The organism is Paenibacillus sp. FSL W8-0187 (assembly GCF_037969755.1).
Classification (GTDB): Bacteria; Bacillota; Bacilli; order Paenibacillales; family Paenibacillaceae; genus Paenibacillus_AQ.
Map to the genome: position 1 here is coordinate 7,075,362 of NZ_CP150206.1, position 22,883 is coordinate 7,098,244.

The 22,883-nt window shown below is 50.6% G+C and carries 19 protein-coding genes; 5 read left to right on the plus strand and 14 right to left on the minus strand.

Translation table 11 applies throughout. From position 1 onward, the window contains the following. Window positions 1–22: 22 nt before the first annotated feature. Window positions 23–223, minus strand: coding sequence for a cation transporter (locus MKY48_RS32055; RefSeq protein WP_339291945.1), 201 nt, complete (start codon window positions 221–223; stop codon window positions 23–25). A 289-nt stretch (window positions 224–512) separates the two neighbouring features. Next, on the minus strand, window positions 513–836 hold the full coding sequence (locus MKY48_RS32060; protein WP_339291946.1) for a metal-sensitive transcriptional regulator: 324 nt from the start codon (window positions 834–836) through the stop codon (window positions 513–515). A gap of 210 nt (window positions 837–1,046) precedes the next feature. Here MKY48_RS32060 and MKY48_RS32065 point away from each other — a divergent pair, with 210 nt between their 5' ends. Both MKY48_RS32065 and MKY48_RS32070 read left to right on the plus strand, forming a co-directional pair. Next, a complete protein-coding gene (locus tag MKY48_RS32065; RefSeq protein WP_339291947.1) occupies window positions 1,047–1,745 on the plus strand; it encodes a response regulator transcription factor in 699 nt (232 codons plus the stop codon). After that, window positions 1,738–2,844 (plus strand): HAMP domain-containing sensor histidine kinase, encoded by a 1,107-nt coding sequence (locus MKY48_RS32070; RefSeq protein WP_339291948.1) that lies wholly within the window; start codon window positions 1,738–1,740, stop codon window positions 2,842–2,844. Before MKY48_RS32065 ends, MKY48_RS32070 begins: the two co-directional genes overlap by 8 nt. A 212-nt stretch (window positions 2,845–3,056) precedes the next feature. On the opposite strand, the gene MKY48_RS32075 is transcribed toward MKY48_RS32070, so the two are convergent. From MKY48_RS32075 to uxaC, 9 genes are all read right to left on the minus strand, one after another. Continuing rightward, the gene (locus tag MKY48_RS32075) at window positions 3,057–3,596 is read right to left on the minus strand and encodes a hypothetical protein (protein WP_339291949.1); all 540 of its coding nucleotides are present in this window, start codon (window positions 3,594–3,596) and stop codon (window positions 3,057–3,059) included. A gap of 205 nt (window positions 3,597–3,801) precedes the next feature. Further along, on the minus strand, window positions 3,802–5,904 hold the full coding sequence (locus MKY48_RS32080; protein WP_339293568.1) for an alpha-glucuronidase family glycosyl hydrolase: 2,103 nt from the start codon (window positions 5,902–5,904) through the stop codon (window positions 3,802–3,804). Window positions 5,905–6,094: 190 nt separating this feature from the next. Next, window positions 6,095–7,111 (minus strand): endo-1,4-beta-xylanase, encoded by a 1,017-nt coding sequence (locus MKY48_RS32085; protein WP_339291950.1) that lies wholly within the window; start codon window positions 7,109–7,111, stop codon window positions 6,095–6,097. Window positions 7,112–7,271: 160 nt separating this feature from the next. Next, a complete protein-coding gene (locus MKY48_RS32090) occupies window positions 7,272–8,207 on the minus strand; it encodes a carbohydrate ABC transporter permease (RefSeq protein ID WP_339291951.1) in 936 nt (311 codons plus the stop codon). Between the two features lie 52 nt (window positions 8,208–8,259). Then, complete coding sequence (locus MKY48_RS32095) at window positions 8,260–9,123, minus strand: ABC transporter permease subunit (RefSeq protein ID WP_256720668.1); 864 nt, start codon at window positions 9,121–9,123, stop codon at window positions 8,260–8,262. Between the two features lie 284 nt (window positions 9,124–9,407). Further along, window positions 9,408–11,093 (minus strand): ABC transporter substrate-binding protein, encoded by a 1,686-nt coding sequence (locus MKY48_RS32100; protein WP_339291952.1) that lies wholly within the window; start codon window positions 11,091–11,093, stop codon window positions 9,408–9,410. Window positions 11,094–11,328: 235 nt separating this feature from the next. Then, on the minus strand, window positions 11,329–13,071 hold the full coding sequence (locus MKY48_RS32105) for a sensor histidine kinase (protein WP_339291953.1): 1,743 nt from the start codon (window positions 13,069–13,071) through the stop codon (window positions 11,329–11,331). Next, window positions 13,068–14,678: a response regulator transcription factor gene (locus tag MKY48_RS32110; RefSeq protein WP_339291954.1), complete on the minus strand. Its 1,611-nt coding sequence runs from the start codon at window positions 14,676–14,678 to the stop codon at window positions 13,068–13,070. Before MKY48_RS32110 ends, MKY48_RS32105 begins: the two co-directional genes overlap by 4 nt. Window positions 14,679–14,789: 111 nt before the next feature. Next, window positions 14,790–16,193, minus strand: a complete 1,404-nt coding sequence (gene uxaC, locus MKY48_RS32115; RefSeq protein WP_339291955.1) for a glucuronate isomerase — start codon at window positions 16,191–16,193, stop codon at window positions 14,790–14,792. 86 nt (window positions 16,194–16,279) lie between these two features. Between uxaC and MKY48_RS32120 the strand changes: the two genes are divergently transcribed. The 3 genes from MKY48_RS32120 to MKY48_RS32130 all read left to right on the plus strand — a co-directional run bounded on the left by MKY48_RS32120 (window position 16,280) and on the right by MKY48_RS32130 (window position 19,110). After that, the gene (locus MKY48_RS32120; protein WP_076323806.1) at window positions 16,280–16,957 is read left to right on the plus strand and encodes a GntR family transcriptional regulator; all 678 of its coding nucleotides are present in this window, start codon (window positions 16,280–16,282) and stop codon (window positions 16,955–16,957) included. A gap of 123 nt (window positions 16,958–17,080) precedes the next feature. After that, window positions 17,081–18,178 carry a mannonate dehydratase gene (gene uxuA / locus MKY48_RS32125; protein WP_339291956.1) on the plus strand — a complete coding sequence of 366 codons (1,098 nt, stop codon included), beginning with the start codon at window positions 17,081–17,083 and terminating at the stop codon, window positions 18,176–18,178. Window positions 18,179–18,294: 116 nt separating this feature from the next. After that, a complete protein-coding gene (locus tag MKY48_RS32130; protein ID WP_339293569.1) occupies window positions 18,295–19,110 on the plus strand; it encodes an SDR family oxidoreductase in 816 nt (271 codons plus the stop codon). A gap of 80 nt (window positions 19,111–19,190) precedes the next feature. Here MKY48_RS32130 and MKY48_RS32135 read toward each other — a convergent pair whose 3' ends face one another. The 3 genes from MKY48_RS32135 to MKY48_RS32145 all read right to left on the minus strand — a co-directional run bounded on the left by MKY48_RS32135 (window position 19,191) and on the right by MKY48_RS32145 (window position 22,851). Further along, window positions 19,191–20,063: an RNA polymerase sigma-70 factor gene (locus MKY48_RS32135; protein WP_339291957.1), complete on the minus strand. Its 873-nt coding sequence runs from the start codon at window positions 20,061–20,063 to the stop codon at window positions 19,191–19,193. After that, window positions 20,041–21,342: an FAD-dependent oxidoreductase gene (locus tag MKY48_RS32140; RefSeq protein WP_339291958.1), complete on the minus strand. Its 1,302-nt coding sequence runs from the start codon at window positions 21,340–21,342 to the stop codon at window positions 20,041–20,043. The genes MKY48_RS32135 and MKY48_RS32140 overlap by 23 nt, the downstream gene beginning before the upstream one ends. Before the next feature lie 192 nt (window positions 21,343–21,534). Continuing rightward, window positions 21,535–22,851 carry a 6-phospho-beta-glucosidase gene (locus MKY48_RS32145; RefSeq protein ID WP_213647163.1) on the minus strand — a complete coding sequence of 439 codons (1,317 nt, stop codon included), beginning with the start codon at window positions 22,849–22,851 and terminating at the stop codon, window positions 21,535–21,537. Between the last annotated feature and the right edge of the window lie 32 nt (window positions 22,852–22,883).

Below are 22,883 nucleotides of genomic sequence, written 5' to 3' on the forward strand. Positions count from 1 at the left end.
TCTTCATCCTCGTGCCGTTTGGTTAAACTACGTTATATCCTTGTTCCTCGATAATTTCTTTGATTTTATCCAAATTGACTTTGCCTGCGTCATAATTGACGGAGACCGTGCCTGCCTTCAAATCCACATGACCCTCGATGTTCTCATTCTTTAAAGCTCCCTCAATGGAATTCACGCAATGCATGCAAGACATACCTTCTACTTTTATTGTTACCTGTTCCATGTTCAATCTCTCCTTTGGGTTATGAATTTATTTTGAGCAGCCCTTCTAAAAGCGTGCCCGGAATAAGTTTTGAACTGGTTGTTCTCGTTTCTTGATGTTAGTATACCCCCCTACCCTATATATAGTCAATGGGTTTTCTCATTTTTTTAAAAAAATATGTCCTCGCTATGAATTAACCGCATAACCATGCGCTATTCTTCACCCTGAATAAACAATTACTGCCACCTTTAGAAGGTGGCAGCTCCATGGAAACTCATCATAACCAGACCGTCTCCAGCCAGGAATTCCATTATTTCATTAACTTGTTCATGGTTGTTAACAGCTCGGTAATAACATCGTCGTCACCTTCCTGCAGGCGTTCCACCACACAGCTCTTCATATGATGCTCAAGCAGCAATTTGCTGACGCCGTTCAAGGCCGACTGGATCGAGGAGATCTGGTTTAATACATCATCACAGTACGTATCCTTCTCAATTAAGCCCTTTACACCGCGAATCTGTCCTTCAATCCGGTTCAACCGGCTGACGAGATTGCTTTTCGTTTTGTCGGAATGATGGCTCTTCCGTTCACTGGTTACTGCGCATGCATCATGTACATGTTTCTCGACTGTCATACCCATTCCCCCCTTGATCACATTACTTCATCTTATTCTAACCCTATTATCAGTATATCATATAGCCCCCCACCCTATAAAGCCCAGCTTATGGAATATATAACCCGACTATATCCGGATTTACATCAGGATCGATTCATTTATTGAGATTTTAGAACGATTCATATAACATGGTCAAAAGGTAATCATCATTTTACGGGAGTGAATAAAATGAGCCGTATCACCATACTGATCGCGGATGACGAATCCGAGATTGCGGATCTGATTGAGTTGCATTTAAAAAAAGAAGGTTACCACTGCATTAAAGCGCGCAATGGCCAGGATGCCATTCATGCGGTTCAAACGTATCCGATTGATCTGGCCATCTTGGATATTATGATGCCCAAGCTCGACGGCTATGAGGTAACCCGGCAAATTCGCGAAAAGTTTTTACTGCCTATTATTTTTCTCAGTGCCAAAATCTCGGACCTTGATAAGATCGAGGGGTTGGTGCGAGGGGCGGATGATTATATGACCAAGCCGTTCAACCCCATGGAATTAGTAGCTCGCGTGAACGCCCATCTCAGGCGTACCAAGCAGTTGAGTCAGTCGGCAGCGGAAGTGAATAAACCTATCGTGGAGATCGGGGGCGTCGTCATTTATCCGGATCAGCGAGTGGTCGAGCTCTACGGTAAGCCCATTGAATTGACGCCCAAAGAATTTGATATCTTGTATCTGCTCGCCAGGCATCCCAAAAAAGTCCATAGTGCCGAACATATATTTCAGCAGGTATGGGGCGAAGACTACTATGAAGGCAGAAACACGGTGATGGTACATATTCGTACGCTGCGGAAAAAGCTCGGGGAAGATACCAACAAGCATAAACTGATCAAGACGGTATGGGGAGTAGGTTATACCATCCATGTCTAACATGATATTTAGCTTTCGGACTAAAATGATTCTGCTGCTCATGGCCAGTATGCTTGCATCCGGCGGTATTACCTTTGGGATCTATAAAGCTCTCCAACTGTACTATCGTTCTGAAGTTTTGTTTGAGAATCCGTTAACTCGAATTCGATATTTCATGAGGTACGAAATTGGAGATGTGAACTCGTTTTTAATTATTTTTGTACCGCTTGCCATCATGTTTTTCTTCTTGTTCACCAAGCCTTATGCTAAATACTTCAAAGAAATCTCCAAGGGGATCCATCAGCTCGCAGCCGGCAATTTCATTGATCGGGTCCATATTACGTCCAAAGATGAGTTCGGTACGATTGGGCGAGATATTAATTTAGCCATGGATAACCTGCGGGAAGCCGTAGAACGGGGCGACTCTGCTGAGAGCAGCAAGGATCAGCTGGTTCTAAACCTGGCCCATGACTTGCGCACACCGCTGACCTCCGTTATCGGGTATCTGGATTTCATTCTTAAAGACAATCAGCTGACTCCGGAGCAGTCCAGGCACTATGCCCATATCGCTTACACCAAGTCTCAACACTTGGAGAAACTTATCGATGAGTTATTTGAAATCACCCGAATGAACTACGGCAAGGTCCAGCTTGAGAAGAACATGATCGATCTCGATGAGCTGCTTAACCAACTGAACGAGGAATTATATCCTATATTTGAAAAAAACGGCCTTACCTCCAGAATGAACATTGCAGAGCAGCTGATTATAGGCGGAGATGGAGATTTACTGGCTCGCGTATTTGAGAATCTCCTCACCAATGCGATCCGGTATGGGAATGATGGCCAATTCATAGACATTCACGCATATGTGGATGCCGATGAGGTTGTCGTTCAAATCATCAACTATGGCGATTGTATTGAACCTGAGGAGCTTCCGCATATTTTCGATATGTTTTACACCGGCGATCGGGCACGAAGCCATCAAACGGGAAGCACGGGACTCGGGCTCTTCATTACCAAAAACATCGTGGAGCAGCATGGTGGAACCATTTCCGCACAGAGCAGCATGATCCGCACACTCTTCGAGGTGCGTTTGCCCAAGGGCGATTCATTTATTTAAGAAAAATTTTAGAAATAGCCTACTTCTTTTTTAAATAGTTTCCCCTAACCTTAAGAACATACGACTGGGGACCAAAGAATAGGAAGCAGGCTATTTAACATAACGAATCGCTCTTTTTACTCAAACCATTTTATCCTATTCTACAAACCCGAACCTCCAGATCGGTGCGTACCTTTCTCTGGAATACCAGACTAGCTTCGCCATGTCCTGAATCATTTGCCGGAGGACGCATATTGAATATCTAGAAACAAAAGGGTGTCCGCGTGCCCATCGGAATTATACATGGATGAAAAGATAAAAATATCCGACGATTCTGTTTTAGGCGGACTCTTCTCGAGGAACTTCCCCTTCTTATTGTCATAGAAATACTCCAGGATGTCATCGGATGGTGATGGATCGTATTCTCCATATCGTTTCTTGATCTCGCCAATTTGCATTCCTATTTCAGCACCGCGCGTTGTTTGATAATGACCTTTCGATTCTTCCTCCATCCTGATCGCAACAACGGCATCATCTCTGTAGAACACCGCGATCCCGAAATCGTAGTCAAATACACCCCTGGCATGCTCTTGTCCCGTGCCAAGCACTTTTTCAGCATCCGCACGATTCATGCCGTAGTGTACCTTTTGGCCATTATCTATGCGCACGATCCCCATGTCTTCTTTGGTAAACTTCTCCGTTGGCTCACCGCTGCCGCTACAGCCTCCTAAGACCAGGATCAATACTATCAACAAGCAGAAGTATCTAACCATGTAATCCTCCTCCTCTAGAGTTTTTTCCAAGATTTTACCATATAATGCTTTACAAAGGGCACTATTCTACCTGGGCGTGCATCAAAAGTACATGCTCACAAAAAGGTTCGGCATTCGAAAAGTATCCAGCCAAAAAAAAAGATGTCCCACCAGATCCAACATCTGATGGGGGCACCCTAATTTCCACGTCCAGTTATAAATGATCTTAATAAATCGTCCGCCCCTGCTCATCCGGCACGCCGGATTTACGGAAGAAATATGTGTTGATTACATCCCGCCAATGCTTCGCATGCTCGGCTTGATCAGTCAGCCGGTCCGTCACCTGAGCGAAACGCTCCGGATCGACCATTCCTTCCAGCGAGGTCCATGCCTCAAGCAATCCAGCAGCTGCTTGCGCCCCGGCAAAATGTGAGTCATAGATATGCTGAATCACCGATTTACCGGATTTCAACACATGGGAATACGGCACATGATGGAAGAACAGCAGCAGCTCGTCAGGGCAATCCGTCAGCGAATCATATCGAGCCCTATTCGGTTCGAAGTACTGTGCGGTATAGCCTGTGCCCGACGCCACCGTGCGGTCGACGCCCATTCCGTCCCGATCCGCGAAATGGTACGTACCCCACCTTGAATATTCATAGCCGTCCACATCCGGTCCGTAATGCGTATGCGGCGTAATCATCCAGCCCACCCCGAGCGGAGAGGTGTAGCTTTCATAGATCGGCCACGATTGCATAAGCATGTCGCATACCGTGTTGACCACCATGTCGTCATTACCGAAGGTTAACCTCGTCCATTCTTCCGCGATTTCCTCGGAGGACAATTCCGGATCCCAGACCAGACGTCCAAAGCCATACAGATTCGCCTGTGCCAAGGTGTGACCCGTCCAGTTCTCATCATTTCCAATGTTGGAAACGGCAGCGATTCCGCTGTATTTCATGCCGTGCAGGGAACCATTCACGATCTTCCTCACCTCGGACCCCGCCCCATTCGCATAGGTATCGAAATCCAGCACCTCTTTCCATTGCGGCACCAGATAGCATACGTGACGCTGCTGTCCGGTATATTCCTGGGCGGCCTGGAACTCGAGCACTTGATTGGTCTCTTTCAAGCTGCCAAACAGCGGCGATACCGGTTCCCGCACTTGAAAGTCCATGGGCCCGTTCTTAATCTGCAGCAGCACATTGTCCTTAAACCTGCCGTCCAGCGGGGTAAAATGATCATAGGCCGCCCGTGCGCGGTCTGTGCTGCGGTCGCGCCAATCCTGCATGCAGTTGTAGACGAAGCAGCGCCAGATGACGAGCCCGCCATGCGGCTCCAAGGCTTCAGCCAGCATATTGGCGCCATCGGCATGGTCCCTGCCATAGGCAAACGGGCCGGGGCGATGCTCCGAATCCGCCTTCACCAGGAAGCCGCCAAAGTCCGGAATATAATCGTAAATCTCATTCGCCGTGTCCTTCCACCACTGCCGAACCTCTTCGTTCAGCGGATCGGAGGTCGATACGCCGCCGATATGCAGCGGAGCCGCAAAGTTAATGCTCAAGTACAATGTAATCCCATATTCCCGGAAGATATCCGCGATCTTCGCAATCGTCGGCAAATATTCCGCGGTAATGAATTTCGTCTCGATCTCGTGCACATTGACGTTATTAATGGAGATGGCATTCATACTCACGGAAACCAACAGACGAGCGTAATCTCTCACGCGATCCAGATTTTCGGCAAACCGTCCGTTTTCGTAAAAAATCGAGTTGCCCGAGTACCCGCGTTCCACCGAGCCGTCGGCATTATCCCATTGATTGATCATCCGCAGTCCGTTCGCTGGCTGCTCGGTCACGTTCAGTCCAGTTAACGGTTGGTCAGAGGCCAGCAATCTCAATAAATGAAACACCCCATATAATACGCCTTTACCGGATCCACCGATCAATACCAACTTCTCCTGCTGCCCTTGGATTGAATACTCCAGCTGAAAACCTTCTGCGCCTAGCTGGGCTGCCATCCGGCCCCTATCTCGACCTGATCTGTCCCCGCCTGAGCCGACCCCATCCATTTCTCCCTTGTCTGCTTCAGCTACCGCAAGAATGCGTACCTCGAGATAAGATGAAGCCGGGGCCTCGACCGTGATGACCGGTACAATCCCCAGCATGGATTGGCACGCACGCTTCAGTTCCTCAATGGCAGCGTTCGCAACCCGCGACTGCTGCAGGTCCGCTACAATCGTGCCGAGCAGCCTGCTGTATCCGGAGGCAAGCTCCCGGTCCTTGATGGGCGCATACTGCAGCCACGCTTTATATAAAGTGCTGTTCAATGTAAACTCCCCTTTTTGTCCAAGGTCAACGTTTCTCTCCAGCATCTCACTGTTTTCAACGCCTGCTTCCTTAAGCTCGAACATGCAGACGCCGGCCACAAGGACCGGTATCATGACCAACTGATGGCGTCTCCAGCCGCCTGTATTATCGCTATTGTTATATAAAATGATAGCTTAAGCCCCAGTATCCTTACACCTTAATCGTATGCTCCACCAACCGGTGAAACGCCGGTTTCGGCTGATGCCGCTCATCGAACAGGAAAGGCCAATTCTTCCGTCCCCGTACCGGGAAATCGTCCAGCCAAGTGTAATCGTCGGCTGCGCCCCAGAAGGTGACGGACGTAATATGTTCCCGGTACTCCTTCAGAATGCCGAACATCGCCTCATACCGCTTAGCCTGAGCCTCCAGAAGTTCTTCCGGCGCTTCGGTCAGATCCTTCCGCTTGTCGTCAAACCGGAACATCGACACATCGAGCTCCGTAAGCTGGAGCTGCAGGCCGAGCGACGCGTACTTCTCGATCGCCGCCCGGATATCGTCAAGACCCGGGTCGTACAGATTCCAGTGTGCCTGCAATCCTATGCCATGGATCGGCGTTCCTTGATCCAGCAGCGACTTGACCAGTGTATGGATTTTGTCCCGCTTGTTCGGATGGGACTCATTGTAATCGTTATAGAATAACAGCGCGGACGAGTCGGCTTCATGAGCATACTCAAATGCCTTGGAGATAAACTCCGGACCGGCAATGTCCAACCACTTGGATGGACGAAGCAGCTCGACGCCTTCATCGGCAATGACCTCGTTGACGACGTCCCAGGCGTAAATATCATCCTTGTACCGCTTTACGACCGTATCGGTATGCGATTTCAACCGTTCAAAAAGCGTGGCTTTATCCACCAAGTCCCCGTTTTTGTCTACGAACAGCCAGTCGGTTGTTTGGTTATGCCACACCAGCGTATGGCCGCGCATCTTCATCCCATGCTTGCGGGCGAAGGTGACGAGCTGGTCCGCATCCTTGAACGTATATCTATCCTCCGCCGGATGCACGCTGACAAACTTCATTTCATTTTCCGCTGTGATGCTGTTGAAATGATAGGATAGCAATTCCTCTTGCGTTTCGATCGTCCGCGGGCTCACGGCCGCTCCAATGAGAAAGTCATTCGCGAACCATTCCTTAAGCCTCGGTTCATTTCGCTGCGTGTTGGACACATCCAGTCCCTCCTTAAATTATAGATAATAGCAAGATTGGTTATGATCGTGATGCCACAGGCATCGGTTGGTCGACAGCCATCCATTCATGCCCCGAACCACGCACCGTGCGCATAGGGAGTAGTTCGCACGATGTACTTAAATTAGCGGCTCCCGGAGCTCAGCCTTTCACGCCGCCCAGAGTCATCCCTTGTACGAAGTATTTTTGCAGGAACGGATATACCAGAATGATCGGCACGCTGGCCACAATGGTCATCGTTGCCCGAATGGAGGTCGGCGTAACCTGATTCGCACCGCTCTCGGAGCTTGCAAACTGGCTTGCATAGTCGTTGCCCGAGTTCAGCGAGGAGTTCGAATTCTGGAGTATTTTCATCAGTTCATACTGCAGGGTGCTAAGCTCACTGTATGAAGAGTTGTACAAGAATACGTCAAACCAGGAATTCCACTGGGATACCGCCGTAAACAGCGATACCGTAGCAAGCACGGGCACGCATAGCGGAAGCACGATTTTCATGAAAGTCGTGAATTCGCCGGCGCCGTCGATCCGGGCCGATTCCAGAATTCCCTCAGGTAGTCCTTCAATAAAGGAACGGATGACGATCACGTTAAACACGCCGATCAGGCCTGGAATGATGTACACCGAGAAGGTGCCCAGCATGCCCAATTCGCGAATCAGCAGGAAGTTCGGAATCAAACCGCCGCTGAAATACATCGTTAAGATGAAAGCAATCGATACGAATTTACGCAGCACATATTCCGGACGGCTGATCGTATAGGCGACCATGGCACAGCAGAATACCGAGGTAATCGTTCCGATCACCGTACGCAGAACCGAGATGAAGGTAGCGTGAAATATCGTTGCTTCGTTAAATACATATTTATAATTCTCCCACGTGAAATCCCGCGACCATAAATAAATGCCGCCTTTCACCGAATCCGTCGCATTGTTGAAGGATACCGCGAGCGTATTGATGAACGGGTATAACGTGATAATCATGAGACAGATCATAAACACCATGTTAAAGGTATCGAATAACCGGTCCGCAGGAGACTTGAACCGGGCATGAACTCGTGGTGAATCTGACATCTTCGCCATATGAATCCTCCTGTACGTTTTCTGATAGAGAACGGTCCTCGCAAGCTTTCGCTTAGAACAATCGATCTTCGCCCAGTCTCTTCGCGATATGGTTGGCCGTGAACAAGAGTATGAAGCTGACGACCGTCTTGAACATACCGGCTGCAATCGAGAGCGAGAAGTTGCCCATCTGAATACCGTATTTCAGCACGAAAATATCCAGGTTCTCGGAATAATCCACGTTCATGCCATTGCCAAGCAAATATTGCGGTTCAAAACCGGATTCGAGCAGGTTGCCGATATTCATAATCAACAGGATGATGAATACTGGTTTCAGACCCGGCAAGGTGATGTTCCAGATCCGTTGAAAGCGTCCGGCGCCATCGATTTCCGCCGCCTCGTACTGCGAGGGATCGATCATCGTCATGGCAGCCAAATATATAATGGTGTTCCAGCCGACATTCTTCCATACTTCCGAAACACCGAGTATTCCCCAGAAATATTCCCCTTCCCCAAGCCATAGGATCGGTTCCTTAATCATCCCGAACCACATGAGGAGTTCATTGATAATCCCGCCGTCTGCGGACAGGGCCGTCGAAATAATGCTCGCAGCCACAACCCAAGAGATGAAATGGGGCAAATAACTGATCGTCTGCACGACTCGTTTGAACATCAAATTACGCAGCTCATTGAGCAGAATCGCTAACACAATTGCCGTCACAAAACCTAAGACGAGGTTGATAAAACTCATGGCAAGCGTGTTGCGCATGACCCGGAGGAAGTGTTCGTCCTGAAACAGGAAGGTAAAATGCTGCAAGCCTACCCATTGCTGATCGAAAATCTTCTTGGCCGGTTTAAAATCCTGAAACGCGATTGTCCAGCCCCATAAAGGCATGTACTTAAAGACAAACAACCATATCAAAAAAGGAATCGACATGAAGACCAGCGCCTTCTGTTGCAGCAGCTTCTGGAAAAAGCCTTTTTCGCCTGTTGGCGGTTTATTGTTTAATTCAGTATCGTTTTTCCGTTGTTTATTGAAGAAACCTTTCGATACCGCCGGCGTTTCGCGCAACGCCGTCGTCTCTGCAGGTCCAATCGGGTTCGCCTTATCCACGGTTTCTTCTCCTTCCTATCCAGCCAATCAATTATGCTGTTATAGAAGAGGAGGGACGGATACAACCATTTTGTGTGGTCCGCCCCTGATCACCTCTCCTTCATCTATTATTGTCCCTGGACATTTGCGATTTTCTTAGCTACTTCCTCGGTGATCAGATCCTCGTATCCCTTCACATCCAGCCTGCTGAACTCGCCCACGTATTCATTCCAGATGCCGTCAAACTGGGCAGGGTTTGCAAGAACCAGTTTCGGGAAGTATTTACGCTGTAAATCGCTTTTCTTCTGCGTGAAGATTTGGGCCGGTGAGCCCTGGTCAATCGGAATGCTCCAAGCCGGGTACCATGGACGGTCGTCCGGTGCGGCAAACAATTGCGAGAAGGAATCGATGTCGTATGCTTCCAGCAATTTCTTGTCCGGTTCGGAGTAGGACATTTTGGCAACCTCAGGCTGGCGTCCTGCACCCACGGAATTACCGTCAGGAAGCGTAGAACCGTTGCCGTAACGAGGCCAGTTGTATTCAAAGTACTTGAAGCCGAACGACTCGCGGAAGGCTTCCGTATTGGTCTGTGCAATCTGCTCTTCCGTACGGTAGAAGCGTCCATTCTCATCGACGGAATAAGTCTCGTCCTTAATGCCCCAGTTCGACAGAATCTGGTTCTCGTCCGTAAGCAGGTTGTTGAAATACTTCACAATGCGCTCGGGATCCTTCGCGCTGACGGAGATCCCTACACCGCGGTTGTTAACAAAGGATGGTGGATCCAGATATTGATCCTTGGTATTCTCATCGTATACAATCGGCAACGCCATATATTCGAGATCGTCGTCACCCGATTTATTGGCTGTTTCGCGCAGGTTGTTCATCGCTTGGCCTACCTGCCATCTATAGTCGAAGAAGCCGAGAACCTTACCGGAAGTCAGTTTGGCAAGGTATTGATCATAGTTGTCCACGAAAGAGGATTTATCGAACAGGCCTTCCGCATTCAGCTTGTTCAGCTCTTGCAGGTAACGCTTCGTAATGTCATCGTCCGCGTAATCGTTCGCTACATGGGTTTCCATGTCAATGATGATCCCGCCATCGTTCGGATAGCCGGCCAAGTGCATTGGGGCATTGGTCAAGGCAAAAAATTTATCCTGCGTCGTCAGTGCCAGATATCCGGTCAAGCCTTCCTCCGGATGTTTCTTCACGTAGTCGCGAATCAGGCCCAGGTACTCATCGAACGTCTTGATCTTCGGGTAACCTGCTTCCTTCAGGACGCGGCGTTGAATCCAGAATGCTCCTTGCTCGATATTGGGAGCCGACGTGTACTCGCCTACAACCGCGCTTAGCGGCAGGAAGTAAATGTTGCCGTCCTCAGCCTTCATGAGGTTGTAATACGGCTCGTACACGCGCTTGATGTTGGGGCCGTACTTATCGATCAGGTCATTGAGCGGAATGAAGGCGCCAGCCCCGACCAGCTTGTCGATCGAGCTCCCCGGTACAATCACATCGGGATAATCGTTACTGGCAATGAAGGTTCCCACCTTGGTGTTCTCGTCCCCTACCAGATGTTCCATTTTAAAATTCACGCCGGTTTGGTCCTCAAAAATTTTACCGATGGTGGTCTCGTTCGTATTTTTGTCTTTACCTGCTGCTGAGTTAAAGTAGGTGAAGGTGACCTTCTCTTCTTTCTTCTCGCCTTCGCCGCCGGCTGCCGGTGTGTCATCCGCTGCCTCTTTACCGCCGCCGCAAGCTGTCAGAAGCGATACCATCATAACCACGGTCAGACAGCTCAGCCAAAATTTCTTGTTCATGCTCTTGACCTACCCCTTTCGGTCTCGTTTATTTGTAAGCACTTTCATTATAAGAGAGCTCTGGAGCGATTTTCACCCGTCAATCTTTAGGTGATACTTAGAAAACTATAGAACCGTATCTTTTGTCGTGAAAAATGGCAGATCGGTAGCCTTCTCAACTGCACCCCTGCCGATTAACGAACAAATCCTGCTTATAGTCACTCCGAACCGGAGTGCCAAGCAGGATTTGCCGACGTTATGTTTCGATGGGGATAGACAGCCTTACCCGGGTACCTTGTCCAAGCGAGCTGTCGATTTCAAACTGGAACCGGCTTCCGTAGTACAGCTTCAGCCGGTAGATCACGTTCTGAATGCCGATCCGCTCGCCCATCTCGTCCTCCGTATCCAGGTAGCGATAGATGCGTTCTAATTGCTCTGCGGACATGCCCGCCCCGTTATCCTGAATGTTACAGATAAGAGTTTGTCCCTCGCGTGCAATATGAACCTCAATGCGCCCCCCGTGCTTGAGCGGCTCAATGCCATGAATGCTGGCATTCTCCACAAAAGTAACGATGGCCATCTTCGGTATTTGCAGGTGTCCCTCTTCGGCTGGCGCATGGACCGAATAATCGATTTTGTCGCCAAACCGGTATTTCTGGATCTCAAGGAAACAATGGATAAACTCAACTTCTTCCTTGAGCGTCACCATGTCTTTTTTCCAAACTAAAGAATTGCGGAAGATCTTGGCCATATTATGAATGATTTTTGCCGTCTCATCCTCATCCTTCATCAGGCTGCGCATGCGGATGGTCTCCAGGGCGTTAAAGAGAAAGTGCGGATTAATCTGGCTCTGAAGGGCGTTCAATTGCGCGTGCCGCCGCTGCAGCTCCAAATTCTTCTTCTGGATATCCGCCACATACACGTCGTTAATCAAGCTCTTGAGCTGCAGGGTCATCCGGTTGAATTCACCCGTCAGCTGACCGATCTCGTCACGTGCCTCAGCCTCTTGGATCGTGTCGTAATGTTGGTTCTTGACCTTCTTCATATGCTTGAGTATCCGTACCAGACGTACGTTCAGAGAACGGCTAATCCAGACAATCACGAGGGTCGGGAGCAGAAAATTCAGGCAGGTCAGCACAATGACGAACCGCAGGGACTGATGCACGTCGCGCAGCACCACATCCTCCGGCGTCACGGCCATGATCGTCCAAGAGTTCAGATTGTTGGTCGTGAACGTATCGGTATGAAACTCCAGAAAGTTGTCGCCATGCACGATGCCGCTGTACGGTACGGAACCCTGTATGACATCGACTTGCGGATCCGTGGTGTATTCAATCTTTCCGCCGCTGCTCAGCAGGTACACTTTGCCCTGTACATTCAGATTGCTCATGATCTGCCGGATCGAGGGCATCCGCATATCGATCTTGAGATACTTGGCATGGTCATCCTGGGAGCTAAAATAATTCATGCTCCGGATGATGCTGAAGCTGTCCAATTGACCGTTCTTGCCCGTACGCATCACGATCGGCTGGGTTACATTCTTGCCCGCGATCGCCTTGTACCAAGCTTCTTCCTTCACCTGGTCATCGATATAATTAATGCCTCCGGAATACAGCAAGGTTGGATTATCCACATAAACCGTAATCTCGCTCACCGAATTGTACACAGCACTGCCTGAATTCAAAATGCGGCGGAGATAGGTATCATAGGCCTCGATATAATCAGCCGGATGATCGTATACCGTCTCCACGATCTCGTTCAATTGAATGTCCGTGTAGAAGACGGAGGATATCTCCAGCGCGTCCTCGACTTCACGACGGAACTCATTCTTCATCTGCTCAAGCGCCACCGTTATATCCTGGATCCGCTGCTCCCTCACGCTGCCGGATGTCACGTTGTAGAAGATGAGATTGGTGACCAGGATGGGCAAAAATACGGCCAGGAAATACATTAGCAGCATCTTGTCCCGCAGACGGACGTTATTGAGGCTTGGTTTCATCGATCCGTCCCTTCGGACGCAGCCTCCTTCATCAAGCGGCTCCGGTACTCGCTTGGCGTCATTCGCTCCGACTTCTCGAATTGCGTAACGAAATAGTCCGGGTTGCCGAAGCCGACCCGTTCCGCCACCTCATAGATGCGCAGATCCGTCTGGCGCAGCAATCGCTTTGCTTCGTTCACGCGCAGCTGCAGCAGGAAATCATTAAAGTACATGCCATATGCTTTTTTGAAGAGTTGTCCCAGATAAACAGGGTTCATATAGAACTTCCCTGCGATGCCCTTCAGGCTGATATTCTCATGATAATGGGTTTCGATATACGCCTTAATCTTCTGAATTCCGCCCTTGTGCTGCTCCTTGCGAAGACGAGCAATATAGTTTGCGCTCTCAATCGCAAAATCCATAAACAGCCGCATCAGCCCCTGAAGCGACACGTTACGGTCGTGCCACTCTGTCATCGGTTCTAGGCTGGATATTTGATTCTGATCCCCATCCATACTGCTAAGCACCCGGACCACGCCTAGCACGCATTGGTTGATTGCCGTCTTCACCGCTTCGGGAGCGTACAGCTTCTCCCGGAAGGATTCGAACAGCAAACGAATCGTCACTTCCAGCTTCTCGAAGTGCAGCTCCTCGATCTGCTCCAGAAGCTGCTGGTAAAGCCCCTCTTCCAGCCCGATGTAGTGAAGGGCATGCTGGGAGGCCTCCTCATGGATCACAATGCCACTCTCATCATACATGTACTTGTACAGGAGTGATTCTTTGGCAGTTTCGTAAGCCTTCTGAATGTGGGACAGTTGCATAACCGGTTGACCAAAGTAAACAAAGACTCGTTCGTCGCCCGAGTCGGCAAGCGATTGCTGAATGCGTCTGGCAAATCCCCGCTGACACCCTTGGAACGAGTGCAGGATGCTGCCCGGGACGATGATGCCGATTCGACTGCGGTGCTCATGCAGGTAGAAGGGCTGTTCTCCACTCGAGATCGCAAGGAGAGCCGCTTCCACCCTGTCCTTGAATTCTGCTCTGCCACCGTCATTGTCGTTCGCCCTCGAAGCCAGCGGGTGGTCATTCCGCTCGACAAAGACGTAGAACAGATGACCCTCCGGCTGGAGCTCAAGGCGTTGCTCCCATTCCTGCAGCAGCGCCTCATCGGCTTCCCCTATAATGAGTGATTCCATCAAGGCTCCGGACATCAGCCTCTCTTCTCTCATGCGGGCCTCGCGGTCTAACTCCAGCCGTTCGCTGAGCCGAACCAGCGCATGGCTGAACTCCGTCTCGTCAATCGGTTTCAGAATGAAATCATGCACACCATAGCGGACAGCCTGCTGTGCATAGTTGAAATCATCGTATCCGCTTACAATAATGAAATACGGCTTCACGATGTCCTTCATGACGACATGCCTGATCAGCTCGAGTCCATCCAGCACCGGCATGCGGATATCGGTGATGACCACATCCGGCTGTAGCCGTTCAATCAGTTCCAGCGCATCTTCCCCGTTGTCTGCCTCATCCACAATTTGGAAGTCGCAGGCTTCCCAATCAATCAGCTTCAGAAACCCTTTGCGCGTAAACACCTCGTCATCCACCAATATCGCCCGGTTCCATTGCACGGTATGTCCCCCTCACCTGTTCATGCACATCTTCCTGTTACATATCTTCTATCCGCTAACAGCAAACGCTTTCATATAGTAAGTCCATTGTTCATGCTCCGTACGGAATTGTCAATGGATTTGAAAATAGCGCTCAGCATTGCGGTAGCAAATATCCTGGATAATGGCACCGATATATTCATAATCGGCGGGCAATTCCCCTTCCCTGATCCAGTCCCCGAACAGGCGGCACAGCACTCTGCGGAAATATTCATGCCTCGGGAACGACATAAAGCTCCTGGAATCGGTCAGCATGCCCACAAAGGTGCTGATCAGCCCCATGGAAGACAACGCGGTGAGCTGCTTCAGCATCCCTTCCTTCTGATCGTGAAACCACCAAGCGGAACCAAGCTGAAGCTTGCCCTCAACGCCAGCCGACTGGAAATTCCCGATCGTGGTGGCAATCATTTCGTAATGAGAAGAATATAGGCTGTACACAATGGTTTTCGGCAGCTGATCGTTCCTATCGAGCCTGCTCAGAAATCCGTTCAGGCTTTCCGCCAGATGGAAATCAAGAATCGAGTCATACCCGCTGTCCTTGCCGATCTTCGCGAACATGCGCGCATTATTGTTCCGAATCGCTCCAATGTGCAGCTGCATGGTCCAGCCCTTGGCGTGATACATTTCCCCAAGCTTGAGCAGGGTGTAGGTGCGATATTTCCGTTCCTCAAGCGGTGTGATGCTGCCCCCACTAATCGCTTTGCTGTAAATGTCCGCAACCTCTTGTTCATCGACTTGTTCACAAGGAAACGCGCCGAAGCCGTGATCCGACAGGCGGCAGCCATGATCGTGGAAATATTGAATCCGTTCTTGCAGTGCATCCAGCAACCCTTGATAAGTATCCACAGCTAAACTGGCCGTCGTTCCTATAGTCTCGACATAGGAAGTGAAGTCGGGGTGCGTGAGATCCAGGACCCGATCCGGACGGAATGCAGGGGCAACGACGGTGGACAGCTCCCCATGATTGCGAATGGCGCGATGAAACTCCAACGAATCGACGGGATCATCTGTCGTGCAGGCCACTTTGACCTTGAATTTCTCCAGAATTCCGCCTGCCCGCAAGGCAGGGGCCTTCAACTGCTCATTGCAAGCTCCCCAGATCTCCTTGGCATTATCCGCAGTCAACCGCTCTTGAATCCCGAAATAGCGGGTCAGTTCCAGATGGGTCCAGTGATAGAGCGGATTGCCCACCAATCGCGGAACACATTCCGCCCAAGCCATAAACTTCGCTTCGGCGCTTGCGCTGCCGGTAATCAGCTCTTCGTCGACGCCGAGCCAGCGCATCGCCCTCCACTTGTAATGATCCCCATCCAGCCATAGCTCCGTCAGGTTATCAAACTGCCGGTTAATGGCAATATCCTTCGGACTTAAATGGTTGTGGTAATCGAATATCGGCATCCCTTCCGCATAATCATAAAAGAGTTTCTTCGCGCTGTTGCTGTTTAGGAGCAGATTTTCCGTGTCCAAACGGCTCATGTGATCGCCTCCGATTCTTATTTCGATTTTCAGTTCCATACTACCATACAAGTATGGTAGTATGGAATACATTAGGAGGTGATGCAGTGGTAGAATCTTTGCGATTACAGCCAGGATCGGCCGGAAATATCGTGTACTCCCGGCTTAAACAGCAGATTGTCAGTCTAGAGCTGCCGCCGGGAACGGCTCTATCCGAGAAGGAGGTTTCCCTTTCCTTCGAGGTCAGCCGGACGCCAGTTCGGGAAAGCTTTGTCCGTTTGGCCCAGGAGGACCTTGTGGTTGTGCTTCCCCAGCGCGGCACACGCGTTTCGCTCATCGATTCGGAGCTGGTCGAGGAAGCGCGTTTCATGCGCGAACAGCTGGAGAAAGCCGTGGTCCGGCTTGCCTGCGAAAGCTTTCCCGAGGATAAACTCGCCGAGTTGGAGCAAAATCTGTCCGAGCAAAGCGAGAGCATCGAGAAGCATGACGGCAAGCACATGTTTGAGCTGGATGAGGCCTTTCACCGTATTTTGTTCGAAGGCTGCCGTAAGGTCGGCACATGGAACGTGCTGCAGCAGATGAACGCTCATCTAAACCGGAGCCGGATGTTATGGCTGTCCGCCGATCCGAATTGGACCAACCTGTACGAGCAGCATCGGGAGATCGCGGAGGCGATTGCACGCCATGACGCCGATCATGCCGAACGAGAAATGCAGGCGCATCTGAGCCTGATCATCTCCAATCTGGCCGTGCTGAAAGAGAAGCATCCCGATTATTTTAAATAAGCCTATGCCAGTGGATAGACTTTAACCGACTCGCAGGCTTCCATCTTGGCAGTGCACTCGTAACTTGCAAAATTCCCAGCAGCTTTGCGTTAACTCCTTAAACTTGTAAAGGCGGTGAAGAAAATGCGCATGGTATTCAGGTGGTTTGGTGAGGGCAACGATACGGTCTCACTGGATCAGATTAGACAAATCCCCGGCGTGGAGGGCATCGTATGGGCACTTCACGATATTCCTGTCGGCGAGGAATGGCCGATGGAGCGGATTGAAGAAGTCGTGGGCCAGGCGAAAGCGTACGGCCTTCATATTGACGTCGTGGAAAGCGTGAATGTGCATGAAGATATCAAGCTTGGGCTCCCCTCACGGGATCAGTACATAGCCAACTACATCCGGACGATTGAGAAATTGGGCCAGGTCGGCGTCAAAGTCATCTGCTATAATTTCATGCCGGTATTTGACTGGGCTAGAACCGATCTTCATAAGCAGTCTGCCGATGGATCGACGGCTCTCTTCTTTGAGAAAGCCAAAATCCACGGCACTGATCCGATGGAGCTGGTTCAGACGATCAACCGAAACAGCACGCTTACGATGCCTGGCTGGGAGCCGGAACGTTTGGCCCATCTAACCTCCCTGTTCGAAGCATACCGCGGCGTTACCGAGGACGATCTGTGGCGCAACCTCGAATATTTCTTAAGCTCCGTCATCCCGGCTGCCGAGAAGAACGGTATTCGAATGGCCATTCACCCGGATGATCCGCCTTGGCCGATCTTCGGTCTGCCGAGGGTCATTACCAGCCAGGACAATCTGCGGAGATTCCTCAAGCTATATGATAGCCCGGCGAACAGCTTGACCCTGTGCAGTGGATCGCTCGGCGCCAATCCGGACAATGACATCGTCTCCATGATCCATGAGTTCCACGACCGGATTCCTTTCGCACACATCCGGAATGTGCGCGTCTATGAGAATGGCGATTTCATCGAAACGTCCCACCGCACCGAAGACGGTACCGTCGATATTTCCGGCATCGTGCAGGCTTATCATGATAACGGTTTCACTGGATATGTAAGGCCCGATCACGGGCGGCATATTTGGGGTGAGCAGTGCCGTCCGGGTTACGGTCTATATGACCGCGCCTTGGGCATTATGTATCTCTGGGGGTTGTGGGACGCTTACAGCCGGGAGCGCGCTGGCAGCGCAGCTCAGCTGAAGGAGGCCGTTCAATGAGTGAGGTAAATAAGCATACAACAGATACCTCTGAATCCGGATCAAGCGGCGCTTCCTATGCATCCACGCCGCAAGTGACGCCAGCCCTTCCTATCCATCCATCATTAAACGGGAAGATGGTTGTCATTACGGGCGGCTCCGGGGTGCTGTGCCGAGCAATGGCTCTGGAGCTGGGCCGGCAAGGCGCCAAGGTCGCCGTCTTGAATCGTACGGCCGAGAAAGGGCAGCAGGTAGCGGACGAAATTACGGCTGCCGGCGGTACAGCGATTGCCGTTCCCTGCGATGTAACGGATGTGGAAAGCGTCCGGCAAGCCGAGAAGGCTGTGCGCGAGTCTTTCGGACCCTGCGATATCCTTATTAACGGAGCCGGCGGCAACCGGAAAGACGCGAATACAACCAACGAGATACTCCGTCCGGAGGATGTGGGGCAGCCGGATCTGACAACCTTCTTCGGGCTAAGTGTGCCTGGCTTCCGCAGCGTATTCGATTTGAACTTCATCGGCACGCTCATACCGACGCAAATTTTTGCGGAAGGGATGCTGGGGCGTCCCGGGGCCGTCGTGCTGAATATCTCGTCCATGAGCGCACCGAGCCCGATGACCAAGGTTCCGGCGTATAGCGCAGCCAAAGCGGCCATTAACAACTTTACGCAGTGGCTGTCCGTTCATCTCGCGGAATCCGGCATTCGCGTGAACGCGATTGCGCCAGGCTTCTTCCTGACCGAGCAGAACCGCAATCTGCTGACCCATAGTGACGGTTCATTAACCGAGCGCTCTCATAAAATCATCTCCCATACCCCCATGAGACGGTTTGGCGTGCCGGAGGATCTGCTCGGCACCCTGCTCTGGCTTGTGGATGATCAGACCTCCGGGTTCGTCACCGGAACGGTGATTCCCGTAGACGGCGGCTTCATGGCTTATTCCGGGGTATAACGGATTATTTCCTTAACCTGATACAGCAGCAGGGCCGGTTTTAAGATCCTATGATCTTAAAACCGGCCCTGTTTTTTATATCACGGCAACTGTATATGCCTGAGTTTATCTGGATTTGCCACGGTATATATCGCTTCGATCCGATTGTTTTTAAAAGCAAAAGAATAAATAAATTGGACTCCGTTATCCAACTGGATCCGCATTCCCGGCAGACCATTGACGGTAAGATAAGAGTATACATATTTCCCTTCATACATTTTAAGCAGGTTCAAATGCAATTGGATCACTTTATGGTCTCCAACCACAGGAATTTGCGCCGCTCTGACTTTACCGCCGCCATCCGAGTAGAACACAACATTCTCGTTTAACAGCAACAGCAGCTTATTCGTGTTCCCCTGTAAAAGGGAGTCTACAAATTCCTTGATTTGCTCCTCCGCCACCGAGATCGATGGACTCTGATCAGGAACAAAATGAATGCTGCCCTTAGCACGGCGGAAGATTTGACGACAATTGGTGCTGCTTTTTCCCAGAATTTCAGCTATTTCATCATAGGAATAATGGAAAATCTCACGAAGAAGGAACACGGCTCTTTCCACCGCGTTGAGCTGCTGAAGGAGCAGCAGGTACGCTGTAGAGATGGACTCTTGCTGCTCTACGATATGAGATGGGTCCGTCTCTGACGCCATATTCTCGATCAGGGGTTCTGGCAGCCAAGGGCCGACGTACAGTTCACGTTTTTTGGCAGAAGAGCGCAGCAGATCCAAACAACGATTCGTTACGATTTTGTACAGAAACGCTCTCTCATTGCGAATATCCTCCGGGTGGGGCAATTGGTTATAACTGATGAAAGCCTCCTGCACGATATCTTCCGCATCCATCACACTTCCCAGCATTCGGTAAGCCAACGAGAAAAGAGCGGATCGATAGGTTTTATACAATGACTCTGTGCTCATCATTCGGGATCCTTGCCTCACTTTCAAGCGAGAGTATATGCTGTACAGCCCGTTTGGCGCTTGCGGTTGCAGCATCAACCAAGAGTTCGCCATGCGCTGCCCATTCTCCCGCTACATATAACCCGATGATTTCCGGGACCGCTGGACCCGGGTTCTCTTGGCGGTTCACATGCATAAAATCGTGGCAGACCGTGATGTTGGGAAGGTATTGTTTCTCAACGAGCTCGTTGCGCCAACCCGGCTGCACCAAGTCTAAGGTTTCTTCTAATTCCTGCAAATCCCTTCTTGCATCCTTCTCCTTGCCCTGATACTTCAGCAAGGTTATGACTTGTGCGCCATCTTCACTGAGGTAAGCCGCTCGGGATTGATTCGAGAGAAAGACGGTTTGATCGAGGCCGTACACAAACTGCTGCTTCGGTTCCGGAAGACGACGCAGGGCTACATCCAAGCAAGCCGCTGTCACTTCGACCGCCTGCTCCTTCCAAGTATGAAGGGCAGTTTCTTCTGCATGAGGCACCAGTTCGTGAGCAACAGCTGGCGGTGTGGTAAGAATAATATGGTTTGCTTCTATTTTCATGCCATCCCCGCATAGGACATGCCGTACCCTTCCCTCGTGATGATCAACTGAAATTACTTTATTCTTCGTTACGATTTGAACTCCCTGCTCGAGAGCCTTTTGTTTTAATTCATCGACCATGGCTCCCCAGCCCCGATCCAGATACAGCACCCCCTTCAGCGCGTGCTTAAGCTGCTGCAGTACGGGACCGGCGGCCTGCAGGTCAGGGGCTACCACATAACTCGCTGTACGCAATAGCGAATAAAATAAATTTCGTACCATGGGATCCTGCACGTTACCTTCAATCCATTCGCGCAAACTCATGTTGTCGTACAGCTGCGTATCCAGTTTACCTAATTTCGCAAGCCAGGCACCGAGTTCCATCTTGCCCTTCCAGGTTAATAGTGGGGTAGTGAATAGGGATTTCACGCCCATGGGTAACGGACTTAGTTTCCCTTTCCATATCCCGTACCCGTCAATTGAAGGTTGGCCTCCCGCCAATTGGAGCCCTAATTCGCGAAAGGTTGAAAGGGCATCTCCATGGTATAAGGCATGCCCGCCCAGATTGAAGTAGGCTCCCTTCTTCTTATGGGTCATGGCCCGACCACCTAAACGTTCCTGCTTCTCAACGATTATCGTTTGCTTCCCGGCTCTTGCCGCATAGATTGCGGCTGTTAAACCGGCTACACCTCCACCTACAATGGCTACATCATATTTTAGCATCCGTCATCACCCTTTCGGTTTTATACGGGTATGACGGGCGAGGATACCCAGATGTGACAGGAATGAAGATCTAATCCGAAAATTTATATCAGTTCATGATTTCGGCAACTCCTACCATAAAGCCCCTCTTCAATACGAAGAGGGGCTTGCATGGCTCTATATCATAACCTCACGTTTGAGATTCATTTCGGTTTACTGCACGGTCTCCGGCTTAAAAAAAGCAGGCAAGTACTTTTTGTTCGCCTCCAGCATTTCACCCAGCAGCTGCTTCGCTACACTTACGGAAGGCACCAGCGGATGGTGAACCAGCGCTTGCAGCGCAATTCCGCGATCACCGGTAATGGCCGCTTCAATCGTCAATTGTTCATACACTTTCACCGCATGCATCAGTCCTTTAACATGGGAAGGAACGTTTTGCGGTGTAAGTGGAATCGGCCCTTGGCCTGTTACCACGCAGTTGATCTCGATGCTGGCATCCGCAGGCAGGAAGTCATAGATATTGCCGTTTGCGACATTCAATGTCTGGATATCATGGCGGTCATTGTAGATGGACGTCATCAGGTTGACTGCCGCTTCGGAGTAATAAGCGCCGCCCCGCTGCTCCAACTGCTTCGGTTTCACGGCCAAATTCTCATCCTTGTAGAGCTCAAACAGCTCCTGCTCTACCCGGCTGACAACATCCGCTCGGGTTCCGTCCTTCTCCAGCGATGCCTTCATATCCGCGAACATGGTATCGGTCATGTAGAAATATTTAAGATAATATGTCGGAATCGCTCCAAGCGAACGGATAAAGTCTGCATCCCATCCGAAGGTCGGCACGTTCTTCGCCGTATACGATTTGCCGCCGTCCAGCAGCTCCGGCATCTTCTCTTCCCCGTTGACGATCGCCGACGTCACCCAGTGAAGATGGTTGATCCCGACAAACTCGGCCAGAACGTCCTTCTCCGACACGCCGTACTCGGCCGCAAGGAACTTCTGAAAGTTAATTGGCGAGTTGCACAGACCAACGGATTTCACCTTACTATGCTTTGCAACCGCCTCGGTAACAATGCCCGCCGGATTCGTGAAGTTCAGCATCCATGCATTCGGTGCCAGTTCCTCGATATCACGGCAAATGTCCAGAATCACCGGAACCGTGCGCAGCGCCTTCAGCATGCCGCCCGGGCCCGTCGTCTCCTGCCCAATGACGCCGTGCATAATCGGAATATGCTCATCCTGTTTACGTGCCGCAAGCAAGCCGACACGCATCTGGGTCGTCACAAAATCGGCACCTGCAATCGCTTGTCTGCGATCCAGTGTCAGGTGAACCTCTATCGGCAGGCCCGATTCTTTCACCATGCGTTTCGCTAGATTGCCTACAATCTCCAGCTTATGCTTGCCCTCTTCAATATCAACGAACCATAATTCGCGAATCGGCATTTGCTCATAATTGCGAATGAAACCTTCAACAATTTCCGGGGTATAGGAGGAACCTCCCCCGATGACCGCTATCTTCAATCCTGCTGCCACATTAATCGCCTCCAAGGTATGATATCAATCCG

Excerpts from the sequence above, each read along its gene's own strand:
- MKY48_RS32060 (WP_339291946.1), bottom strand. The coding sequence starts at position 836 with ATGACAGTCGAGAAACATGTACATGATGCATGCGCAGTAACCAGTGAA.
- MKY48_RS32140 (WP_339291958.1), bottom strand. The coding sequence starts at position 21,342 with ATGCTAAAATATGATGTAGCCATTGTAGGTGGAGGTGTAGCCGGTTTA.
- uxuA (WP_339291956.1), top strand. The coding sequence starts at position 17,081 with ATGCGCATGGTATTCAGGTGGTTTGGTGAGGGCAACGATACGGTCTCA.
- MKY48_RS32065 (WP_339291947.1), top strand. The coding sequence starts at position 1,047 with ATGAGCCGTATCACCATACTGATCGCGGATGACGAATCCGAGATTGCG.
- MKY48_RS32130 (WP_339293569.1), top strand. The coding sequence starts at position 18,295 with ATGGTTGTCATTACGGGCGGCTCCGGGGTGCTGTGCCGAGCAATGGCT.
- MKY48_RS32135 (WP_339291957.1), bottom strand. The coding sequence starts at position 20,063 with ATGAGCACAGAGTCATTGTATAAAACCTATCGATCCGCTCTTTTCTCG.
- MKY48_RS32100 (WP_339291952.1), bottom strand. The coding sequence starts at position 11,093 with ATGAACAAGAAATTTTGGCTGAGCTGTCTGACCGTGGTTATGATGGTA.
- MKY48_RS32070 (WP_339291948.1), top strand. The coding sequence starts at position 1,738 with ATGTCTAACATGATATTTAGCTTTCGGACTAAAATGATTCTGCTGCTC.
- MKY48_RS32105 (WP_339291953.1), bottom strand. The coding sequence starts at position 13,071 with ATGAAACCAAGCCTCAATAACGTCCGTCTGCGGGACAAGATGCTGCTA.
- MKY48_RS32090 (WP_339291951.1), bottom strand. The coding sequence starts at position 8,207 with ATGGCGAAGATGTCAGATTCACCACGAGTTCATGCCCGGTTCAAGTCT.
- MKY48_RS32075 (WP_339291949.1), bottom strand. The coding sequence starts at position 3,596 with ATGGTTAGATACTTCTGCTTGTTGATAGTATTGATCCTGGTCTTAGGA.
- MKY48_RS32095 (WP_256720668.1), bottom strand. The coding sequence starts at position 9,123 with ATGTCGATTCCTTTTTTGATATGGTTGTTTGTCTTTAAGTACATGCCT.
- MKY48_RS32055 (WP_339291945.1), bottom strand. The coding sequence starts at position 223 with ATGGAACAGGTAACAATAAAAGTAGAAGGTATGTCTTGCATGCATTGC.
- uxaC (WP_339291955.1), bottom strand. The coding sequence starts at position 16,193 with ATGAGCCGTTTGGACACGGAAAATCTGCTCCTAAACAGCAACAGCGCG.